Origin of the sequence: Polynucleobacter aenigmaticus (genome assembly GCF_002206635.1) — a bacterium.
Lineage (GTDB): Bacteria > Pseudomonadota > Gammaproteobacteria > Burkholderiales > Burkholderiaceae > Polynucleobacter > Polynucleobacter aenigmaticus.
Map to the genome: position 1 here is coordinate 19,284 of NZ_NGUO01000006.1, position 21,913 is coordinate 41,196.

The 21,913-nt window shown below is 45.4% G+C and carries 22 protein-coding genes; 11 read left to right on the plus strand and 11 right to left on the minus strand.

Features of this window, described 5'->3' with window-relative positions; genetic code table 11:
* Positions 1-52 precede the first annotated feature (52 nt).
* Both CBI30_RS11430 and CBI30_RS03930 read right to left on the minus strand, forming a co-directional pair.
* Positions 53-160, minus strand: a complete 108-nt coding sequence (locus CBI30_RS11430; protein WP_206075563.1) for a winged helix-turn-helix transcriptional regulator — start codon at positions 158-160, stop codon at positions 53-55.
* Positions 161-388: 228 nt separating this feature from the next.
* Positions 389-1,375 (minus strand): site-specific integrase, encoded by a 987-nt coding sequence (locus CBI30_RS03930; RefSeq protein ID WP_161492268.1) that lies wholly within the window; start codon positions 1,373-1,375, stop codon positions 389-391.
* Between the two features lie 638 nt (positions 1,376-2,013).
* On the opposite strand from CBI30_RS03930, the gene CBI30_RS03940 reads away from it, so the two are divergent.
* Complete coding sequence (locus CBI30_RS03940; protein WP_088527028.1) at positions 2,014-2,853, plus strand: hypothetical protein; 840 nt, start codon at positions 2,014-2,016, stop codon at positions 2,851-2,853.
* A 511-nt stretch (positions 2,854-3,364) separates the two neighbouring features.
* Here the strand turns inward: CBI30_RS03940 and CBI30_RS03945 are convergent.
* Entirely contained in the window at positions 3,365-4,447 is a 1,083-nt protein-coding gene (locus CBI30_RS03945) for an HD domain-containing phosphohydrolase (RefSeq protein ID WP_161492269.1), read from the minus strand.
* Between the two features lie 800 nt (positions 4,448-5,247).
* Here CBI30_RS03945 and CBI30_RS03950 point away from each other — a divergent pair.
* The 5 genes from CBI30_RS03950 (at position 5,248) to dacB (ending at position 9,127) form a co-directional block, all read left to right on the plus strand.
* Positions 5,248-5,475 carry a ParD-like family protein gene (locus CBI30_RS03950; RefSeq protein WP_088527030.1) on the plus strand — a complete coding sequence of 76 codons (228 nt, stop codon included), beginning with the start codon at positions 5,248-5,250 and terminating at the stop codon, positions 5,473-5,475.
* Positions 5,475-5,753, plus strand: coding sequence for a type II toxin-antitoxin system RelE/ParE family toxin (locus CBI30_RS03955; RefSeq protein WP_088527031.1), 279 nt, complete (start codon positions 5,475-5,477; stop codon positions 5,751-5,753). The genes CBI30_RS03950 and CBI30_RS03955 overlap by 1 nt, the downstream gene beginning before the upstream one ends.
* A gap of 264 nt (positions 5,754-6,017) precedes the next feature.
* Positions 6,018-6,551 carry an RrF2 family transcriptional regulator gene (locus CBI30_RS03960; protein ID WP_088527032.1) on the plus strand — a complete coding sequence of 178 codons (534 nt, stop codon included), beginning with the start codon at positions 6,018-6,020 and terminating at the stop codon, positions 6,549-6,551.
* Between the two features lie 398 nt (positions 6,552-6,949).
* On the plus strand, positions 6,950-7,153 hold the full coding sequence (locus tag CBI30_RS03965) for a cold-shock protein (protein WP_088527033.1): 204 nt from the start codon (positions 6,950-6,952) through the stop codon (positions 7,151-7,153).
* Positions 7,154-7,567: 414 nt separating this feature from the next.
* Positions 7,568-9,127: a D-alanyl-D-alanine carboxypeptidase/D-alanyl-D-alanine endopeptidase gene (gene dacB / locus CBI30_RS03970; RefSeq protein ID WP_206075564.1), complete on the plus strand. Its 1,560-nt coding sequence runs from the start codon at positions 7,568-7,570 to the stop codon at positions 9,125-9,127.
* Here dacB and CBI30_RS03975 read toward each other — a convergent pair.
* The 7 genes from CBI30_RS03975 to CBI30_RS04005 all read right to left on the minus strand — a co-directional run bounded on the left by CBI30_RS03975 (position 9,073) and on the right by CBI30_RS04005 (position 16,612).
* Entirely contained in the window at positions 9,073-10,167 is a 1,095-nt protein-coding gene (locus tag CBI30_RS03975; RefSeq protein WP_088527034.1) for an L-threonylcarbamoyladenylate synthase, read from the minus strand. The genes dacB and CBI30_RS03975 overlap by 55 nt on opposite strands.
* A gap of 2 nt (positions 10,168-10,169) precedes the next feature.
* Positions 10,170-11,354 (minus strand): 5-(carboxyamino)imidazole ribonucleotide synthase, encoded by a 1,185-nt coding sequence (locus CBI30_RS03980; protein WP_088527035.1) that lies wholly within the window; start codon positions 11,352-11,354, stop codon positions 10,170-10,172.
* Between the two features lie 4 nt (positions 11,355-11,358).
* The gene (gene purE / locus CBI30_RS03985) at positions 11,359-11,853 is read right to left on the minus strand and encodes a 5-(carboxyamino)imidazole ribonucleotide mutase (RefSeq protein ID WP_088527036.1); all 495 of its coding nucleotides are present in this window, start codon (positions 11,851-11,853) and stop codon (positions 11,359-11,361) included.
* A gap of 81 nt (positions 11,854-11,934) precedes the next feature.
* Entirely contained in the window at positions 11,935-12,831 is an 897-nt protein-coding gene (locus CBI30_RS03990) for a phosphoribosylaminoimidazolesuccinocarboxamide synthase (protein ID WP_088527037.1), read from the minus strand.
* 7 nt (positions 12,832-12,838) lie between these two features.
* Positions 12,839-13,903 (minus strand): class II fructose-bisphosphate aldolase, encoded by a 1,065-nt coding sequence (fba, locus tag CBI30_RS03995; protein WP_015421964.1) that lies wholly within the window; start codon positions 13,901-13,903, stop codon positions 12,839-12,841.
* Between the two features lie 59 nt (positions 13,904-13,962).
* Positions 13,963-15,399, minus strand: a complete 1,437-nt coding sequence (gene pyk / locus CBI30_RS04000; protein ID WP_088527038.1) for a pyruvate kinase — start codon at positions 15,397-15,399, stop codon at positions 13,963-13,965.
* Position 15,400: 1 nt separating this feature from the next.
* Entirely contained in the window at positions 15,401-16,612 is a 1,212-nt protein-coding gene (locus CBI30_RS04005; protein WP_088527039.1) for a phosphoglycerate kinase, read from the minus strand.
* Positions 16,613-16,823: 211 nt separating this feature from the next.
* Between CBI30_RS04005 and CBI30_RS04010 the strand changes: the two genes are divergently transcribed.
* Genes CBI30_RS04010 through CBI30_RS04030 form a run of 5 tightly spaced genes read left to right on the plus strand, consistent with a single transcriptional unit; the run spans position 16,824 to position 20,144 of the window.
* Positions 16,824-17,747 carry a branched-chain amino acid transaminase gene (locus CBI30_RS04010; protein WP_088527040.1) on the plus strand — a complete coding sequence of 308 codons (924 nt, stop codon included), beginning with the start codon at positions 16,824-16,826 and terminating at the stop codon, positions 17,745-17,747.
* 14 nt (positions 17,748-17,761) lie between these two features.
* Entirely contained in the window at positions 17,762-17,953 is a 192-nt protein-coding gene (locus tag CBI30_RS04015; protein WP_088527041.1) for a zinc-finger domain-containing protein, read from the plus strand.
* A gap of 45 nt (positions 17,954-17,998) precedes the next feature.
* Positions 17,999-19,036: a lipopolysaccharide heptosyltransferase II gene (gene waaF / locus CBI30_RS04020; protein WP_088527042.1), complete on the plus strand. Its 1,038-nt coding sequence runs from the start codon at positions 17,999-18,001 to the stop codon at positions 19,034-19,036.
* Between the two features lie 29 nt (positions 19,037-19,065).
* A complete protein-coding gene (locus CBI30_RS04025; protein ID WP_088527043.1) occupies positions 19,066-19,500 on the plus strand; it encodes a YybH family protein in 435 nt (144 codons plus the stop codon).
* Positions 19,501-19,529: 29 nt separating this feature from the next.
* Positions 19,530-20,144, plus strand: a complete 615-nt coding sequence (locus tag CBI30_RS04030; protein WP_088527044.1) for a DUF2946 family protein — start codon at positions 19,530-19,532, stop codon at positions 20,142-20,144.
* Here the strand turns inward: CBI30_RS04030 and CBI30_RS04035 are convergent, their stop codons facing one another.
* Complete coding sequence (locus CBI30_RS04035) at positions 20,145-21,896, minus strand: TAXI family TRAP transporter solute-binding subunit (RefSeq protein WP_088527045.1); 1,752 nt, start codon at positions 21,894-21,896, stop codon at positions 20,145-20,147.
* Between the last annotated feature and the right edge of the window lie 17 nt (positions 21,897-21,913).

Here is a 21,913-nt window from a genome sequence, read left to right on the forward strand (position 1 = left end):
CATAGTCTAGTTTCTTTTGATTATGGTTAAAGTTACCCATCTTGACCAAGCCCTAATCAATGAGCGCATTAATACAATAATGCGCTTTACCTAGACTTACCCCAAGCGCTTTCGCCAGCTTCCGTTGTCTCAGCTTTGGGTTTTGCTCAATTGCATGCAAAACTTAAAATTGAATTTCATCTGATGTCATGTGTGCCGCAATAGCCAATCATTTAATAAATGTAAGAACGCTAATGCCATTAAGACTTAGTCTTGACTATCGATATTCTCAAAAATCACTAATTTGATTATAACATTTAGATGGTTTTTGTTCAAAAAAAGAACGCTACCCATGGTTAACCTGAACTTAAGGAATGCGAGACTCAAAACACCCCGCTCATAACGTGATTTACCTCTCAATTGCAGAGGATTGGCCCGTAGATTCGAAATGCTTTTTTCGCCAGGTGGGGTATTCATAAATCATATCGGCATTTTTTACATATTTCAGCACACTTTGAGGCAATCCCCATCCTCCTCGCTGCATCACCTGTAACAGAGATGCGCCTGATCTTAATAGCTCTTGCGCCGCCCCCACTCTGGTTGAGTGACTACTGAGCTCAGCTACCAATGTTTCATCAAATCCCGCTCTTCTTGCTAATCGCTTATAAGTCCGGTTGATTGCGCCTGGGCCATAAGCTTCAGACATCACTTTCCCACCCCTAGTAATACCTCTTAAGATCGGGCCCTCTTTAATATTGGCAGCCTCTAACCATGTCCTTACATAATCCCAGACGTCAGGTGGCAAATAAATCCAGCGCCCACGTTTCTCAGTATCCGTCTTACCACTACGTTGATGAAGCAGCACTGAGCCATCCTCATTGGATTTAATATCCTCAGCCAGAAGTTGCACCAATTCATGACGTCTGCATAAGCTGGCATAACCCAATTGCAAAAGTGCTCTATCCCTAATGCCGAATATGTCATTTCCAGCTGCCTGCATGAGGTCATCAAATAATTTCTTATTAAGGCCATAAGCTTGCTTGTTAATTCGTCCATTTTTTCTAGCCATACGCCGTAAGGCCAACTGAACATCGATATCTTGCACTGGATTAGGTAAACGAGAAAATTTATGAATAGATGCAATCGCACTGATTTTTCGTTTAATGAAATTAATGCTGCACCCTCTATCGACATTGGCATCAACGAATAAGGCAACCGACTCATAGTTGGCTGGTATTGAAGATAATTCACGTTTCTCGCAAAAATGAATAAATTCTAGAAAATCAGCCCGGTAGGCCCTTAGCGTATTAGGTGAATAGGCATCTTCAATCTTTTTCAAGACCTTTTTCAGCCCCTGAACGGCTAGGCTATCCTTGACATCCTCAATTGCATTCATACCCATCTCCTATCTAATAATTAAATTACATAGTTACTTCAGATGGAAACAGAGTCAACCAAAAAAAGATGAGCCTATGCACCGCAAAAAATATATGGTCTTAAAGACCAATAGATGTTGGAGGATAAAAAAGCGATGGGTGCAAGCGTTACTTTAAGTAACGCTCAAAAAAACCAAAGAAATGAGTGGAAAAGTGAGGTTTTAGGCAACGGTCATATTCGTGCTACCTTACAAACATGGGTCCCATAACAGTTTTTGATAAATCTTTCTTACAAAGCCTCAATCTAGACGAGTCCGTTTGGTTTGACCACTTCTTTTATTCAATAATCACACCTCTTTTTTATATTGAATGCCTAGCAGACCTGGAAAGCAAGCCAAGAAACGGCTTATCTCCTGAAGATCATCTTTCCTCTCTTGCGATCAAAACCCCTCAGATGGCTGGCACTCCATGCCACTTCCACCAAACCCTTTGTTTAAATGACCTATTGGGGCACTCTGTATCTCTTAGACCCCATATTCCTGTTGCAAATGCAATTCACGTAATCAAACATGGTGAGGTCGGGACTGTCCTTAAAGAAGCGGATTAATCAAAAGCATTTCGTCGCTGGAATAAAAAACAATATTCAAATCTTGAGCGATTGCATGCGAGGGAATGGCGGGCTCAAATTGCTGGAATAAATTTAAATGAAATTAAACAGGGTTTATTCGGATCACTTAAAAATACAGATACCAGATCCTTAGAAAAAGTAGATAACCTGAGCAATAAGTTGATTCTTGAATTCACAAAAACGTCAGCGAGATTTGATTCTGCTCTTGAAATTCTTGGCGTACCAGATGGGCTAAAACTTCAAATTAAATCTCGCTGGAAGAAATCAAAAAAACCAAATCTATGTCAATTTTCGCCTTATGCCGCCCATATTCTCAAGGTAGTCATATTTTTCTCATTAGCCGTAAGTGCGGGACATATCTCAGCAGACAGAGCAACGAATCAAGTTGATATTGCATACTTCTTTTATGCCCCTTTTTGCCATATATTTGTTTCCTCAGATAAGTTGCATCAGCGATGTGCACCATTTCTATTAAGAAAAGATCAAACATTTATATGGGGTCAAACTCTAAAATCAGATTTGAATACTCTGGACTCTTACTACAAGAGCTTATCGGATGAAATTAAAAATACTGGGATCTATAGCTTTGCAAGATCGTTGCCAAAGTCATCAAACGGCATCATTCGAGAAATATTTTCAACTCACTCACCGAACTTATTAATTGAGTCTCCCCCAATTCCAACCGACCCATCGAAACATAAGGCGCTTGTTAATACTGTAAATGAATGGGTAACCGCACCAACTGTTAATAAATTAGCAATCAATCCTATCAATGAATCAAAGGCTTTTGTAATTGAGCGGCATGTAAGCCCTAAAAGGGGGTCTTGGATACAGATACAGACCAAAAATAATGATGATTCGGTCACCTAAATTACTTTTCCAATCGCACACTCAATCGCACAGTGACTTTTTGAACCTACAAACCGTTGATTTATATGAGCTTTTGAAGAGCCACAACTTCTTTTAATCCGTTGGTCGCGAGTTCGAATCTCGCCCGACCCACCAGTATCTATAAGGCTCTCAGGTTCACTCTTGAGAGCCTTTTCTTTTTTTATCGATTTTTGACCACTTTTTGCCTACAAAGTGTCAACCAAATAAGGCCAACGGATAAATTCCGGAATGATCTTGGTGCAGATGCATCAGATCTAATGAGTAGTTACAAGGTGCTGAATTATTAATCTTTGGCGCACCGCTGCAAAGAGATCTCTTTGGACTTCATGCTAACTACGTATTGCAGCTAAAAGGGTTACTCATCACCATCGGTAGCCAGCCTGCTTTGTTTTGGTTGCGCTGATCAGGCAGCTATTCGTTGTTAAGCAGACCGTCGCATCGGGTGAGGCTAACAGTCAGAGTCCGACCCATAGCGGACTATCGGCATAGCCTAAGCATCACGATACTGCTGAGCAATTTCCAAAATATTATTCTGCTCTGCGATAAAGGCGTCAACAATCACAGGGTCAAACTTAGTACCACGCATAGAAATGATCTCTGACGCTGCCTGCTCGTGAGTCCATTGCTGTTTATAGACCCTCTTACTCACCAGTGCATCGTACACATCTGCGATAGCCATAATTCTGGCAGCCACCGGAATTGCCTCTCCAACTAAGCCTCGCGGATAGCCCGAACCATCCCAATGCTCGTGATATCCACCGGCAATTTTAATGGCAGTACCGATAATTGTTTTCTTGTTTTGATATTGCAGATTAGCTGCGGATAATACTGATTCACCAATGGTGGTGTGCGTTTTCATGGTAGCCCACTCATCATCATCGAGCTTGCTAGGATTTTGTAAAATCGAATCTGGAATTCCTACCTTACCAATATCGTGCAATGGCGCAGCCCTAAAGAGTAGATCTATCTTTTGTTCATTGATTTGATCTGGGTATTTCCCCATTGCGAATAACCGAGTAGCGATGGCCTTTACATAATGCTGGGTTCTGATGACGTGATTACCTGTTTCATTATCACGAACTAACGAGAGTGCATTTAAGCTCGCGAGCATCTGGTCTTCAGTTTGATGTGCCTCTTCAATTCGCTCCTTGATGGCATCTTCTGCTCTTTTAAGCATTGTGATGTCGGCAACTTGTACATAAAACCCCTGCAATTGTCCATCTTGAATATCGGGGATATATTCTGCAACGGAGTAGCGCACTTCATCGCTATCCGGAACCGGAATAGTGCGGCCAAAGGTTTGAGCCTCCCCACGAAGGACTGCCTCGATATGAGGCAAGTTTGAATGATATAAGTCATCCCCAAGCAAGAATTGAATGTGTTTGCCGAACATCTGCTCTGGGGTAATACCAAACCATGAGGTATAGGCTTTGTTAGCAAATCGATTTAGCAAATCCTTATCCCAGTACCCCACCATGCTGGGAATAATATCGAGCACCTTTTGAAACTCAATGCTTTTTTGCTGTAATGCTTTTTGGTGGAGCGTAGAGTTGGTAATGATAAGACTCTTCATTGCCTCATTCAGGCTGGACAAGTCCTGCTTTTCTAGCTCAAGTTGATTAACTTTATTTTCAAGATTAGAAGGCATTGTGAGCTTATGCAAAGGCGCAATGATTTAGTCGTTATAGAAAATAGTATCAAAATACTGGTCTTTATGTTACCCCCCCCCCCGCAATATTGGTCAAATTTAAGGAAAATTTATATGCCCGAAGGGCTGTTAATGGCCGCTCTCTGCCGGTCAAAATCAAGAATGAAAGCCTTTTTGAATGTCCGTAATAGATAGGGAGGCAGTCATACTTATCGACTCTTAACGGCACCATTTCTCCCAAGAAGTACATTAATTTTCTTTAAGCCTTTTATCCAGCCCTCGCCAATTTGCATCTCCATTGCGGTTTTCCAGTCTACTATTGGCGTTATATTGCCGTTTAATTTCTACCTAAATCATCTTAATTCATTAATTATTTGCATTAAACGGCTACTCCAGCCTTAATTTCCTTGGTCTGTTTAGCAAAATCCCAACTTAAGCTTCGGAAAGTTAGCAAACTCCCAACTTAGACTGCGAATTCGCCCCAAATCGGCATTTCGGTATTCTTCCTAAGTCATTGAATTTAATGGAATCTACAGTACCAACTTAAACTGCGAACGATAGCAACTTAAGATTCATGTCGTCCGCAACGCAACTTGAGATTTTTGCAGAGCAAAATGAGATTCAACCGCTGAGTACTATTGTCGTCCGCAATTGAATTTGAGATTCTCCAAACTAAATCCTAATTACTACAAATGTAGTAAAATGTTACAAAGGGGAGAAATATCATGGGAATGCCTGTAAGAATTGACGATTCACTATATGAGCAAGCTAAGACGGAGGCTCAAATTGAGCGCAGAACCATTGCCGGACAAATTGAATTTTGGGCGATGGTTGGTAGAGCCGCTTTAGATAACCCCGACCTACCAGTTACTTTTGTAGCCGATTCTTTAGCCTCCCTATCTGAGCCGCGGGATGATCTAACGCCATTTGTCCCTAGGAGCAAGGCGAATTAATGGCGTTCGGCGTTCTACAAACACGGCGTTTTAGTCGCTCTTATAAAAAGCTTCACGACAATATTGTGGTTGATGTTGATGAGGCGGTATTGCAGATAGCTGAGGACCCAACTCTTGGCGAAAAGAAAAGAGGCGATTTAGCCAATCTCTATGTTTACAAGTTCCATAGCCAAAACCAGCTTTTTTTGATGGGCTACTCTGTAAATGACATAGTTGAATTAATAACATTGGAGGCGGTAGGCCCCCATGAAAACTTTTATCGAGACTTGAAAAAGTAGGTATAAATGTGGTCAGTAGGTCCGAAAAATCTCAACTTAGATTGCAGAAAACCGGAAGAATCTCAGGTTGTGTTGCAGCTTTGGCAAGCGGCAACCTTGCGAGATTTTCATTAAGCAATTGATTCTTTTGAATTAGTGGGTCTCGAATGCAATTACCGACAACAATTCAACCCCTGAGTACCATAAGTCTTTGTTTTTTTATTAGGTTTTGTCTCAACCGCATGAATTATTTCGGATTACTCATGCTTGCGGTATATTTAACTCATGAGAATTACCGCCAAATGCAAAATTGCAGTTGATGCCATGCTCGACATCGCTGGACATACAGAAAGAGGATATGCGATTTCCTTGCCCGTTGTCAGCAAGAGGCTGGGTGTTTCTCACTCCTATCTTGAGCTTATATTCTCCAAACTCAAGGCTGCCGGACTGATTTATAGTCATCGAGGCCCTGGTGGTGGCTACTCTTTAGCGAAAAAACTAGGGGATATTTCTGTTAAAGATATTGTTGACGCTACGATCGATCCTCAAGCTCTGGTACACGGCCTTAGCGCACAGCTATGGGTCAATTTAGAGGCGCAAATGCAAAACCAAATGTCGCAAATTACGCTTCATCACATTCTTGCTAATACCCCTATTAAGATTGACCCCACTCTTGAGACCCTTGGGGCTAAACTAGTGAGAGCGCAAGAGCATAAGCAGCCGGTTAAGATGCCCGCCAAAATCCCGAGCAGGAAAGAGCCACAAGTCTTAGGGCCAAACTCTGTCTTTAGCTTTGGTAAATTTATATTACAAAAATAGGTTTTAAGCGCCTCCTGATGATTTCTTTGGCAATTGGCCTGCCTAAAGCTTCGGTAAACCTGTCATTAAGTGGGTTTCGTTAAGAAAAATCTCAACTTACTTTGCAGAAAACCGGAAAAATCTTAATTTATGTTGCAGATTTGACAATAATGCCCTTTGCGAGATTTTTCCTAACCCACTGATTTATTTGAAATAGCGGGTCTAAACCTCAATTACGGACGATAAATGGCCTTTTAAATCAATTCCTCTAAATAACCTCTTGACACCCAAGCATAAAGGGCAAACAATTGGGGGGTAGGCTTCATTTGAGGTCCTATTTAGGCGTGTTGTAGAGCGAGACTGATTAAAAAGTATTCACCCTCATCACGGTTGTTTTAAGTTTATGTAATGGAGTTCGCATGGCGACCGGAATTGTTAAGTGGTTCAATGATGCAAAAGGTTTTGGCTTTATCAAACCTGATGATGGTGATGAAGAGTTGTTCGCGCATTTCAGCGCAATCAATATGGGTGGTTTCAAAACCCTCCAGGAAAACCAAAAAGTAACGTTTGATGTTACTCAAGGTCCTAAAGGCAAACAAGCTAGCAATATCCAAGCAGCTTAATAGTCCTTAGATCATTATTAAAAACCCAGGATTCTTCCTGGGTTTTTTTTCGCACTTAATTTGACTGGAACTAGCCCAACGTCAATCGGGAAAATTTCCAAGATATTTGATGAAGTGGTTTCGAGATAGATGACTATAAATTTGTAACTTATTGATTTATGCAGTCATCGACTTCTGAGATGGATGCATACCGTCTTGGACTTCCCGCTCTTTATTTAATATGGGTGAGTAAGTAGGTAGCTTCCTGCGAATAAATAAGCCTTAAGCCCTTACTACTCCAATCTGTCATGCCTAGACTGGCTATTCAATGATTGGAGAATGCTGATGAGCCCCAAATCCAGGCTGTACAGGCTTGTAAAGGCTTGGACTTAGTAGCGAAGCGCTTGAAGAACACCAAGGTTTATCCTATGGGGAATGCGTGCCCAATTTTTCCAGCCCCCCGCCCTCGGTCTATTGAATTTCCTATGGGCCGGTCTACTGCTAGCAACCCAAGCCCACTCTGCTGACTTGGTTGCTCAAGAGACTGCGCTGCAGTACATCCCCAAGACAGTCGCTGCCAGCCTTGAAAAAAACCAAATTCCCAAAGAAGCAATCAGCATTTCCGTAGTAAAAATTGAGCCAGGTCGCCCTGGAAAAATAACATCTAAAACAGAATTGGATTGGCGCTCTCAGCAGGCGATGAATCCCGCTTCAACAATGAAGCTGGTGACCACACTTACTGGTCTAGATGTCTTGGGTCCTCAATATCGTTGGCGGACTAATCTCTATACCGATGGACTTATTCGGCAAGGGACTCTCAAAGGTAATCTCTATTTGCAAGGCACGGGTGACCCAAAACTAGTCCCCGAAGAGTTGGCCAAAATGATGAAGGCCTTGAAAAATCTCGGCATTCAAAAAATTGATGGCAATTTATTTTTTGATAGAAGCGCCTATGCTCCCAATGTGATGGAGCACAACACCATTGATGGTGAATCCTTACGGGCCTACAACGTTCCACCAGACCCTTTGCTATATGCCTTTAGAACCCTCTCCTTTCAGCTAGGCAAATCAAGCACAGCAGACTTCATTGATATTGGCTACACGCCACCACTCTCACAACTCAAAGTGATCAACCAAATGCAATTGGTTGATCAATCCTGCGATAGCTGGAAAAGCAATATTCGCTTTAACTTAGATCCCGAAGGGGATAGGGTCTCCACCAATCAACTCCTCATCGCGCAGTTCTCTGGCAGCTTCCCTAGTGCCTGTAAGGGAGTGAACTACAACGTTGTCGCTTTAGATGCTAATACCTTCTTGACTCAAGGATTTTCTGCAGCATGGGAATTGGCAGGAGGTGCCTGGGTGCAAGCGCCCACTGGAACATCTAGCAACGTTCCCTTAGCGGCGCGCTTGCTACTGCAGTTTGAAGGTATCGCCCTTGCAGATGATGTGCTGGACATCAACAAGTATTCCAACAATGTGATGGCGCGGCAACTGATGCTGACCTTAGCTTTGGAAAAAATGGGGAAGCCAGCAACGACTGAAAATGGTGAGCTTGTTATTCAGAGTTGGCTGAAGGGCTTGGGCTTGCAATTTCCAGAGCTGGTGATTGAAAATGGTTCCGGCCTATCTCGTAACGAGGTAATCTCCGCGGAGCACATGAATCAATTACTCGTTGCGGCCCGCAATCTGTCTGTAGGTGATACTTTTTATAACAGCCTGCCAATTGCAGGAACGGATGGCACCATGAGAAATCGCCTGATGGCACATTTGCGAAAATTTCTGCATTTGAAGAAAAAGCCTGAAGCCCGCATTAAAACTGGCTCCCTCGCTGATGTCAGGGCAATCTCAGGCTACGTGATGAGTAAATCTGGAAAGATGTACGCCGTAACTTCCTTTATTAACCACCCCAACGCTTGGAGAGGTTTAGAGGCACACGATCAACTATTGGCGTGGCTACTAGACGATGGTCCGGAACCAATACAGGCTCGCTGAAGTCGATCTCTCACGCCATCCCACTCTTCGCCTACAGGCGGTTCTGGAAACAAAATTAAATCCCAACCTTGCTGATCAAGGTCCCGTAAAGAGCGATATAAACGACTTGCAAATGTAGTGCTATCACTGGGAACAATCACTTCCTCAAAATGTACTGATGGATGCCCATCTTCACCCAATGAAGAATCTGAATCCCACACCGCAACCGCTACTCGTGACTTAATATCCGGAAACTCACTGAGCGCATCCAATACTCTTCCTGATGCATACATTCTTAATGGGGTTGTCGGGGCATAATGCGCACGCAGACTTCCCGATACCCTTGGCGGAGTGACATCCTGCTCGCCAACATTACCCTCTCCAGGCAGGTACACCTTGATGCCCGTTTTGGCAAAAATTTCACTAGGGGTAATATGGCCTGGTCGCAACAAGACTGCACGATTACCCGAAGATAAATCAATGATCGTCGATTCAATTCCCACTTCGCAATCACCACCATCCAAAATCATCAGATCTAGCATGCCCTCAAACTCGCTACGGACGTCTGCTGCACTGGTTGGCGACACCTTGCCAAATAGATTTGCCGAAGGGGCAACAACCCCACCTTTAAATTTACGTAGCAATTCTTGGGCAATGGGATGAGCGGGTGCACGAATCGCTACCGTATCCTGACCACCCGTAAGCTCAGTCAAAACACTTTTATCTTTTTTGAAAACCAGTGTTAGCGGACCCGGCCAAAATGTATTCATGAGCTTGAGCGCATCTTCTGATAGATCTCTCACCCAAGGAGCGAGTACCGGAACCCAATCAACCTGATCCTGATCGAATTTATCAGGGGCCGCTAAATGAACAATCAGTGGATGATTGGAGGGCCTACCTTTGGCAGTAAAAATCTTTTTGATTGCGTCAGGGTTCTTCGCATCCGCGCCCAAACCATAGACCGTCTCAGTAGGAAAGGCGACCAAACCACCATCGCGCAAAGATTGCACTGCCTCATTAATCACCGCAGCTGATTGCAGTGAGCTACTATCACTGGACATTTCTAGGGCTCTATCCCTAATTCAACAGCGACAGCAGCGCAATTTTGACGGGCTTGATTGAGCGATTCACCCAAACAATTAATATGCCCCATCTTGCGACCCATGCGTGGATCAGCCTTGCCATATAAGTGCAACTTAGCATCAGGATGAGAAAGTACCTGATTCCAGGCGGGCTCTCTTGCTTTATCTTCGCTACCCTCATACCAAAGGTCGCCCAACAGATTCAACATAGAAACTGGGGCTAGTAAACGGGTATCACCTAAGGGCAAGCGCGCCATACTTCTGACCTGCTGCTCAAACTGACTGCTCACACAAGCATCCATAGTGTAGTGACCAGAATTGTGGGGGCGTGGTGCAATCTCGTTCGCCACAATATCGCCACTCTTAAGCACAAAGAATTCGACGCATAAAACACCCACATAATCGATCTTCCGAATGAGCGCTTTAGCGGCTTCAATAATCTTTTTTTCTTGCGGAGACTTCAGTGATGGCGCTGGTACAGTTGAGGTGTGCAGGATACCGTCACGATGGATATTCTGAGAAACAGGATAGGCCACCACGGCATCATCATAGCCACGCACTACCAAAGCAGAAACTTCAAAATCTAAATCCATCCGCTTTTCAAGCACGCAAGGTACTTTACCCAACTCAGCCCAAGCAGCAGCCAAGTTCGCGGATTCATAAACAGTTATTTGACCTTTGCCGTCATAACCCATGCGAGCGGTCTTCAAAATTCCAGGGAAAAGATCTGGAGGTACATGTGCAATATCTGCATCACGCTCGACTACACAGTAAGGCGCTGGGCCAATGTTGGTCTCCGCTTTCCAGGTAGCCAAGAATTTTTTCTCAGCGACCCGATTTTGAGCTAAAGATACGCAGCTACTACGGGGTGCCACAAAGACACCCAAAGATTCCAACTCATCCAAAGCTTGAGCAGGAACATTTTCAAATTCGGTACTCACAGATTTACATAATCCCGCCATCTCTTTTAGAGCAGCAGAGTTGGTGTAATCAGCTTGAATAAATTTTTCAGCAATGGAGCCTGCAGGACTGTCCGCGCCTGGATCGAGAACGCAAACCTTGTACCCCATCGCTTGAGCAGCTTGTGTAAACATCCGCCCCAATTGACCGCCACCCAGAATTCCTAAATACGAACCCGGCAAAATGGGCTCCATGCGATCTACCATCTTTTTAATATCCCGGCAAATTCATCGAGCGAGCAGTATCGGACTGCTTCGCACGAAACTCTTCTAACTGCTTTGCCAAAGCAGGGTCATTAACAGCCAAATTAGCAATCACATGCAAAGCTGCATTGGCTGCGCCCGCTTCACCAATAGCAAATGTCGCTACTGGAACACCTTTAGGCATCTGGACTATGGAGTAAAGAGAATCTTCACCACGAAGATACTTGCTAGCAACTGGAACACCGTAAATCGGAACAATTGTTTTGGAGGCGAGCATGCCTGGTAAATGTGCGGCACCACCAGCGCCAGCAATAATTGCCTGTAGGCCATTTGTACGGGCATTTTCTGCGTACTGGAACATGTCATCAGGCATGCGGTGGGCAGAGAGAACTTTAGCCTCATGAGCGATACCAAATTGCTCCAGTATTTGAGCGGCGTGTTGCATAGTGTCCCAATCTGAATTGGAACCCATCACTATCCCGACTATTGGCTTCTTACTCATCCACTTCTCCAAATACCCTAATCTAACTTAGTTAATTTATCTAAGACGCTATTATCCCAGCCTTTTTAGGGGCCCAGGAAATTAGGCCTTAGTTAAACGAGACAGGGCTTCGCGGTACTTTTCCGCCGTTTTATCAATCACATCAGCTGGCAAAGCAGGTGCGGGAGCTGTTTTTGGCCAAAGCTTGCCATCTACCATGGCTGTTTCGAGCCAATCCCGAACAAATTGCTTGTCGTAAGAGGGCGGATTTGCGCCCACGTAATAGGTTTCAGCAGGCCAAAAGCGTGAAGAGTCAGCAGTCAGAATCTCATCCATTAACACCAGCTGTCCAGCATCATCTAAACCAAATTCAAACTTGGTATCAGCAATGATGATCCCACGTGTCGCAGCATAGTCAGAGGCTTCTTTATACAAACGAATACTGACTTCACGAATTTGATTGGCCAACTTCTCACCAATCATCTCAATTACTTTGTCAAAAGAGATATTCTCATCATGCTCACCCATTTCTGCTTTTGCGGCAGGGGTAAAGATGGGCTCAGGCAACTTCTGAGCATTTTCTAAACCTTCCGGCAATGCAATACCGCAAACCTTGCCAGTTTCTTTGTAATCCTTCCAACCACTGCCAGCGAGATAGCCACGCACTACCGCTTCCACCAAAATTGGCTTGAGGCGTTTTGCAACTACTGCACGACCTAGCACTTGATCTACTTCGTCAGCAGGCACCACACTAACAGGATCAATGCCAGTCAAATGATTTGGAATAACATCAGCCAGCTTTTCAAACCAAAAGTTCGCCATTTGATTAAGCACAATTCCCTTCTCAGGAATGGGCTGACCCATGACTACGTCAAAGGCAGATAAACGATCGGTAGTGACCATTAGCAACTTGTCATCACCGAGTGCGTAGACATCACGCACTTTTCCTTTGGAGAGCAAAGGCAGGGACTTAATTGAGGTGGCATACAAAGCTGGCATATTTATCTCACTTCACAATCTGGGCTAATTTGCCACTCTTATACAGCTCAGCCATTTTCTCTAAAGGAATCGGCTTAATTTTGGATGCTTGACCTGAGCTACCAAATGCATTGAAGCGCGCAATACACACCTTCTTGGCGGCTTCACGCGCAGGCTTGAGGTAATCACGGGGATCAAACTTGCTTGGATTCTCAAAGAGGTAGCGGCGGATAGCTCCAGTCATCGCCAGGCGGATATCAGTATCGATATTAATCTTTCGCACACCGTTCTTAATGCCCTCTTGAATTTCTTCAACTGGCACACCGTAAGTTTCTTTCATGTCACCACCGAACTCACGAATCTCTGCGAGCAATTCTTGTGGAACGCTTGAAGATCCGTGCATTACCAAATGCGTATTCGGGATACGAGTATGAATTTCTTTGATGCGCTCGATTGCTAAGATATCGCCTGTAGGCTTCTTGGTAAATTTATAAGCGCCATGACTTGTACCAATAGCGATAGCCAGGGCATCGCACTGAGTTGCCTTAACAAAATCAGCCGCTTGCTCAACGTCAGTCAATAACTGCTCACGCGTCATCTTGCCATCAGCACCATGACCATCTTCCTTATCACCCTGCATGGTTTCCAATGAACCCAAAACGCCCAGTTCAGCCTCAACAGTAACCCCGATAGAGTGGGAGAACTTCACCACCTCCCTGGAAACATCGACGTTGTATTCATAGCTAGCGACAGTCTTACCATCAGCCTCTAAGGAACCATCCATCATCACACTAGTAAAGCCACTCTTAATTGCAGCCATACAGACCGCGGGGCTTTGACCGTGATCTTGATGCATCACGACAGGGATATGCGGATAAGCCTCAACTGCAGCAGAAATCAGGTGGCGCAAGAAGGATTCACCGGCATATTTACGGGCACCAGCAGAAGCCTGCATGATGACTGGAGAATCGGCTTCATGCGCGGCCTCCATGATCGCCGTTACTTGCTCTAAATTATTAACGTTAAATGCAGGCAAGCCGTAGCCGTTTTCAGCAGCGTGATCCAAGAGTTGTCGTAAAGATACTAAAGCCATGATGGTCTCTTAATTGAAATGTTAGTGATAAATGATTGAATACATACTGAAAAAATGAATTACTTCACTTGAATAATTTTGAGTGAATTCGTGCCGCCTGGTTCACCCATCGGCTCACCGGAGGTCAGAACAACAATGTCGCCCTTCTTCACCGCGCCCAACTTCTTCAAGCAATCTTCTACCTCTTGCAAAGCAGTATCACGTTGCTTGGTGTAGTCCAGGCCGATTGGAAACACATTGCGATAAGTGCTCAAGGCGCGTTGCGTTGCAATCTTTGAAGTTAAAGCAAAGATAGGCAAATGAATATTGTGACGACTCATCCACACTGCGGTAGATCCAGAGTCAGTCAATGCTGCAATCGCACTGGCATTTAGGTGATGGGCCGTAAATAGCGCGCCCAAGGCAATAGTCTGATCAATGCGTGAGAAAGTTTGATCTAAGAAATCCGTATCAAGCTTGACGCGATCTGATTTTTCAGCTTCAACACAAATCTCGGCCATCGCTTTAATAGTTTGTACTGGATACATACCCGCAGCAGATTCGGCGGAAAGCATGACTGCATCCGTACCATCTAATACTGCATTTGCCACATCACTCACTTCGGCACGCGTTGGCACTGGAGCATTAATCATGGACTCCATCATCTGAGTGGCAGTGATCGTGAATTTATCTGCCTCAAGAGCTAGCTTGATCATGCGCTTTTGCAAAGCAGGAACCGCTGGATTACCCACCTCAATTGCCAAGTCACCGCGAGCAACCATGATGCCGTCGCTTTCAGCAATGATGCTATCCAGAGCATCAGGCAGAATTGCCTCAGCACGCTCTACCTTAGCGATCGTACGAACTTTTCCAACACCATACTTTGCACTAGCTGCATCTGCCAACTTTCGGGCATAGGCCATATCTGCACCATCTTTTGGAAAACTGATCGCTAGAAAATCCACCCCCATCGCAATCGCCGCATCCAAATCGGAAATATCTTTTTCCGTTAATGCTGGCGCTGTCAAGCCACCGCCAGCACGGTTAATGCCCTTGTTATTAGAAAGTGGACCACCCTGCTCTACAAGAGTAAAGATTTCTCCGCCCTGGACGCTTTCTACTCGCAGCACTACCAAGCCGTCATTCAATAGGAGGCGATCACCCGGTTTTACATCCTGCGGCAACTCTTTGTAATCTAAGCCCACGCGCTCTTGATTACCCAACTGACAAGCCACATCCAAAATAAATTGCGCACCTTCTTTTAAAAGAATTTTGCTATCAACAAATTTACCAACGCGAATTTTTGGGCCCTGGAGATCAGCCATAATGCCAACCTCCTTACCGACTTCTGCTGAAATGCTACGCACTAAGTCGTGACGTGCTTTATGGTCAGCAACAGTGCCATGAGAAAAGTTCATCCTCACCACATCTACGCCTGCGCGAATCATCTCGCGCAATACTTCGGGTTTTTCTGAGGCAGGCCCTAAGGTAGCAATGATCTTTGTTGCTCTCAACATTTTAGTCTTTCGCTCTTTCAACAAGTACCGCAAAAGCTGGCAAGGTCTTACCTTCCAAGAACTCCAGGAAGGCACCACCACCAGTAGAGATGTAATCCACTTGATTCTCAATACCGTACTTCGCAATTGCCGCTAAGGTATCACCGCCACCAGCAATTGAAAAAGCTGGTGAATGTGCAATCGCTGCGGCCAGCATCTTGGTGCCGCCGCCAAATTGATCAATTTCAAATACGCCCAAAGGACCGTTCCACACAATCGTACCGGCATGCGCCAACATGGTAGATAAACGCGCAGCGGTTTTAGGGCCAATATCCAAAATCATGTCGTCTTCAGCTACTTGATCAGCAGAAACACGGTTTGCACGCGCCAATGGGGAGAGTTCATTTGCAACAACTACGTCTTCGGGGATAGGAACATGCGCGCCACGCTTTTCCATGATCTCCATAATTTCTCGAGCTTCGTCAACTAAGTCTGGCTCAGCCAGTGATTTACCAATCGGCAACCCTTTAGCCAACATGAAGGTATTGGCAATGCCGCCACCCACAATTAACTCATCCACTTTGTCAGCCAAGGCTTTGAGGATGGTGAGTTTTGAAGACACCTTAGAGCCCGCAACAATCGCCACCAAAGGACGCTTCGGGCTTGCTAGAGCACGGCTCAAGGCATCTAATTCAGCAGCCATCAGCGGACCCGCACAGGCAATCGGAGCAAATTTTGCAACGCCATGGGTAGTTGCTTCAGCACGATGAGCAGTCCCGAAAGCATCGTTGACATACACATCACATAGAGCAGCAATCTTCTTAGCCAGCTCATCAGTATTCTTTTTCTCACCCACATTGAGGCGGCAGTTCTCGAGCAATACCAATTCACCCGGATGAACTTCAAATCCACCGTCGACCCAATCGCTAATTAAAGGGACTTTGCGATTTAAGAGACTGGCAATCCGATCAGCCACTGGCGCCAAACTATCTTCAGGCTTGAATATACCCTCGGTTGGACGACCCAAGTGGGAAGTGACCATAACAGCTGCGCCAGCGTCCAAACACATTTGAACTGCCGGCATAGAAGCTCTAATTCGGGTGTCTTCTGTGATATTGCCTGCATCATCCTGGGGAACATTGAGGTCAGCACGGATTAACACTCGTTTTCCCTTTAGGAGGCCTGCTTTAGCTAGGTCACTAAGGCGTTTTACTTTGAAGAGAGATTCCGGCATGAGAATAGGTAAATTTAGTGGTTTATGGGGAATGCTCCATTCTAAATCGTCTGAGCTAAGCACCCCAAAGGAATTGGGCTATCTGGCTGCGCTGCCTGCTCTACAATAAAGGCTTGGACGAATTCCAGGGCGTGGGGCACCCTAGTGGCCTGACGCTCCGTTTTACTGAATTGCTTCACCCAATTTAATAGATACTTAAAAGGTAGAAAAAATGTCGATGTCCGACCGCGATGGCTTTATTTGGTCCGATGGGAAGCTAGTTCCCTGGCGTGAGGCCAATATTCATGTGCTCACCCACAGTCTCCACTACGGAATGGGGGTATTTGAGGGTATCCGCGCCTATAAAACACCCCAAGGCACCGCTATTTTCCGCCTTTCTGAGCACGTCAAGCGCTTATTCAATGGAACCAAGATTTTCCAGATGAATATGCCCTATACCCCGGAAGAAATCACCAGCGGCATCATCGATGTAGTGAACAGCAATAAGCTGGAAGCCTGCTATATCCGCCCAATTATCTTTATTGGGTCCGAAAAGCTCGGCATTTCCCCCAAAGGCAACACCATCCATACCGCTATCGCTGCTTGGGAGTGGGGTGCATATTTAGGTGAAGATGGCCTGAATAAGGGTATCCGCGTTAAAACCTCCTCATTTACTCGTCACTTTGTAAACTCCTCGCTAGTTCGCGCTAAGGCCTCTGGTTACTACATTAACTCCATACTGGCCAACCAAGAAGTAACCGCGAATGGCTACGATGAAGCCTTGTTATTAGATACAGAGGGTTATGTATCTGAAGGCTCTGGCGAAAATATTTTCATTGTGAACAATGGAATTGTTTACACCCCAGATCTTGCATCTTGTTTAGATGGTATTACCCGTAACTCCATTATGCAAATCGCCAAAGACCTTGGATATGAATTACGCGAGAAGCGCATTACTCGCGATGAAGTGTATTCAGCCGATGAGGCATTCTTTACTGGTACTGCAGCCGAAGTAACACCAATTCGTGAGTTGGATGATCGCACTATTGGTGATGGCATGCGTGGTCCGATTACCGAGAAAATTCAGAAGACGTACTTTGATGCGGTTTATGGCAGAAATGATCAGTACAAGTCTTGGCTGACTTACGTTAAGTAATAGGAAAACAGAAAATGAGTGAAGCTCAAGTTGTGATGATTAATGGCGGTACAGATTTGCCATTACATTGTCCAACCAATAAGACCCCTAGCTGGAATTCACATCCACGCGTTTTTTTAGATGTTGCTAAAACCGGTCAAGCGAAGTGTCCTTACTGTGGCACCGAGTACAAACTCATTCCTGGCACAGAGCCCCACGGGCACTAAGCCTATCAGCACCCCAGCACGGGGTGCTGTATCGGGATACCTCATATGAACCGTATTCTGATCATTGCCCCTAATTGGATTGGGGATGCCGTAATGTCCCAGCCACTGCTGGCGACTCTCAAAACTATTTATCCACACTGCCAGATTGATGTTTTAGCAAGTCCATGGGTCGCCCCCATCTATCGAGCCTGCGCAGAAGTGAGCCAAGTTATCGAAGCCAAGTTGGAACACAAGCAATTGCAATGGGGTTTACGTAAGCTCCTAGCAAAGCAAGTTGAAGCAAATCAATATCAGGCTTGTTTTGTATTGCCGAACAGCCTTAAGTCCGCACTCATTCCATGGCTAGCTAATATTCCTGTCCGTATTGGTTATCGAGGAGAGATGCGTTTTGGACTCATTAATACTGCCTTAGATAACCCCAGCAAAATCAATCGCCCACCAATGGCGGATCATTACCTTGCACTCAGTAATGCACTAGAGCATTTGCAAGAGACTAATGCCAGCAAGCCAGCAAGCCCCAAACTCAATGTATCGCCCGTAGCTAAACAATCGGTCAGCACAAAACTCGAAGAAGCCTGCATCAATCAGAAATCCATTTATGTACTTTGCCCCGGCGCAGAGTACGGTGCCACAAAACGCTGGCCTACTGAGCACTTTGCCAATCTCGCGGATCAATTAATCAGCAATGAACCAGATGCCCATGTCATTCTTTTGGGCAGCAAAGGGGATCATGCTTTAGCTGTCAGTATTCAAGCCCAAACACAGAAATCCACTCAGATACATAACTGGTGTGGCAACACCTCACTTGATGAAGCCATTGCGCTAATTGGGATGAGCAAGGTGTTGATCAGCAATGACTCTGGCTTAATGCATATTGGCGCAGCGCTAAAGGTTTCACAGGTAGCAATTTTTGGCTCTAGCGATCCTCACCATACCCCGCCACTGTCGGATAAAGCCAAAGTCATTTGGCTCAACTTGCCGTGCAGCCCCTGCCATAAGAGAGAATGTCCTCTTGGGCACCTCAAATGCCTAAAAGATATCTCGCCAGAAACCATATTGAGAAATATCCAAGCACTTTATTAATGTTGCAGAAAATCACTAGAAAGTAAGCCATGTCTAAACTTGCCAGACTCTTTCATAATGCCGATGAAGTAGTGGAAGCATTGCGTGATGCATTAAAGCATCGTGACGTCAAAGGCGCTTTAGCTATCTGGCTAGATGATGATTCCATTACCTGCGTTCTGCCTGAAGGCCAACGTCTGAGTGGCCATGCAGAAATTCGCGCAGGCCTAGAGCGTCTTTTAGCCAAGCAAGCCCTCTTTCTTGAGCCGATTTCTTGCATGAGTCACTCTGTTTTGGGTGCTGCTGTTTATGACACTACTGAAGCAGTGCATCTCAAAGCAGATCAAATTGAGGCGGCGTTTTTTCTCAACATTACATTAGTCTTACTGCAAGATAGTCAGGGTTGGCGTATTGCCCATCTCCATGCCAGCCACTCAACTGAAGATGCTTTTGATGCGCCATCAACCCCACACGGATTGCATTAACCAGAAGACAGTGAAAAGATTGCCGCCCCATGGATGAGCAAGTACTGCGGTCTCTCATTAAATGGACCAATGTACCCCATTGCTTTGGCTGGCTGGCACTAGATCGTCGAGGCCAATGGCGCATGCGTGATGAGTATGCCCAAGCAAATAAACTGCCTGGTAATACGATTCAACATGTAGCCCTTAATGAATTTATTTCCAGAAATTACGCCCATGATTCGTTAGGAAGATATTTTTTTCAAAATGGTCCTCAAAGAGTTTTCATCACCCTGGATGCCACACCATGGATTGCCAGAATCATTCCCAGTGAAAATGGACCTCAACTATTAACCCAGTGCGGAACAGAAATAAAACCGCATGGCGCCCTAAGTGATGAGAAAGGTAATATCTACATCACTGGATTATTTCTACAATCATTGCCTGATCACGCCGATTCCAACATCTTCACTCAGACAGAATCTCTATCAGTTGCCCTCTTACATGATCATGATTTAGATCTGTTCTCAGATCAGTCCAAAGTAGAAGAGGATGCCTGTAGCTTCAGAGGCTCTTGGCAATGGGATGGCAAGAAACTGATCATTGAACCTATTCACTCTTCTGAATTAGCTAAGCGCTTTCACTTCATCAAGGCGCCAAACAATTAATTAGCTGGGCATATTCTTGCCCTGCTCCTTAAGCTCTTCCTGATATTGCTTTTGCATTTCGCGAAGGCGTGCATCAATGCTAGAGGCTTGATAAAAATCAGCTCCTCCAGAGGATCTAGCTATTTTGAGTTGCTCAATTGCCGAAGGCCAAGCACCCTCAAGGGCATATTTTTCACCGAGAGCGTAATGGCGCATCGGTACATTCTTAGCTTGATCATAAGCATTAGAAAGCATGGTCCACCACACTACCTCATTGGGCTGCAGCCTAGTACGGACCTTTAACCACGCGATCGCATCATTCGTTCGCCCTAGCTTGAGATAGGCATTCATCATTGCTGCACCGGCTGCGTAGGACTGTGGATAAGCCTTCAAAGTTGCCTGGGCAATGTGCAATGCCTCTTCATTTTTTCCTTTGGCCAAAGCCAGCTCAGAGGAAGTGATATCCAAGGAAAGGCTTTGCCGCTGAATGGGTGATCCAGGTGCGCTAGCGCTATTAGCTAGATTGCGTGCTTGTTGCAAATAGCTTGAAGCCTGATCGAACTTACCTTGTTTTTGAGCAACCAATGCAAGCCCATAAAAACCTTCCATCTGCTTTCCGGGGGCGGACTGCTTGCTCAAACCCTCAAAGGTATTTTTTAAGTCATACATCTGACTAGAGCTTCCAGATTGCTCCATGCGGGCACGTGCCTTTATGAAATAAAACTCCACCGATGTCGGTACATTTCTATTGGCGATATTTCGAGCGCGATCCTGCATGTCTGCAATGCGATCAGTAGTTAAGGGGTGAGTACGCACATAGGAAGGAACCCCGCTATCCATAATTCCAGTTGCTTTTTGTAAGCGCTGAAAAAATCCTGGTGCGCCATTGACGTCATAACCACTAGCGGCCAGTATCTGAAAGCCGATACGATCTGCCTCGCGCTCTGCATCCCTTGAATAGGAGAGCTGGTTATTCACTGCAACGGCTTGACCGCCCTGCATCAGACCAGAAGCGGCGCCTGGATTGCGAGAGGCGGCTAAAGCGCCCAACAATATGCCTGCCAAAGCAATCATCGTATTGGTGGTTTGCTTATCCATCTGACGTGCCAGGTGACGCTGTAAAACATGCCCCGTCTCATGCCCCATAACTGAAGCTACTTCTGAATCTGTTTCAGCGCTAACCAATAACCCCGTATGAAAGCCAATAAACCCACCAGGCAATGCAAACGCATTAATGCTGCGATCTTTAACGGCATTGACCGACTCCGCTACGCTCAAGCGCTCGCGTTTCACATCTTTGTCTTTATCAAGGCCTGCAGCTTCCAGCAAACGAAATGCCATCACTTCAGTAGCGCTGCCTGGGGCACCAGTACTAATGCGCTTGCCCTTTAGGTCTTTCATGGACTTGATCCCAGTGGAGTCCACTGTTACCACATGCATCAGATTAGGATACAAAACTAAGAGAGTGCGTAAATCCACCTTCTTGTTTGCAAACTTACCTTCGCCGTCTTTCGCATCTTTAGCGGCATCTGCCATGGAGAAGCCAACATAAGGTTTACCGGTACCGATGAGGTTCAGGTTATCTACTGAGCCGCCAGTCACTTCAGCGGTAGCCGACATTCCAGGTACTTTGCTGGAAAGCACTGAAGCGAGACCGCCACCCATTGGGTAGTAGACGCCACCAGTACCGCCGGTTGCAATAGAAATGTTTTGTGCTTGTGCTGCACCGAACAACATGGTGAGTGACACGGCAATAACTTTGATCAGTTTCATTATTTTGTCTCCTGTTA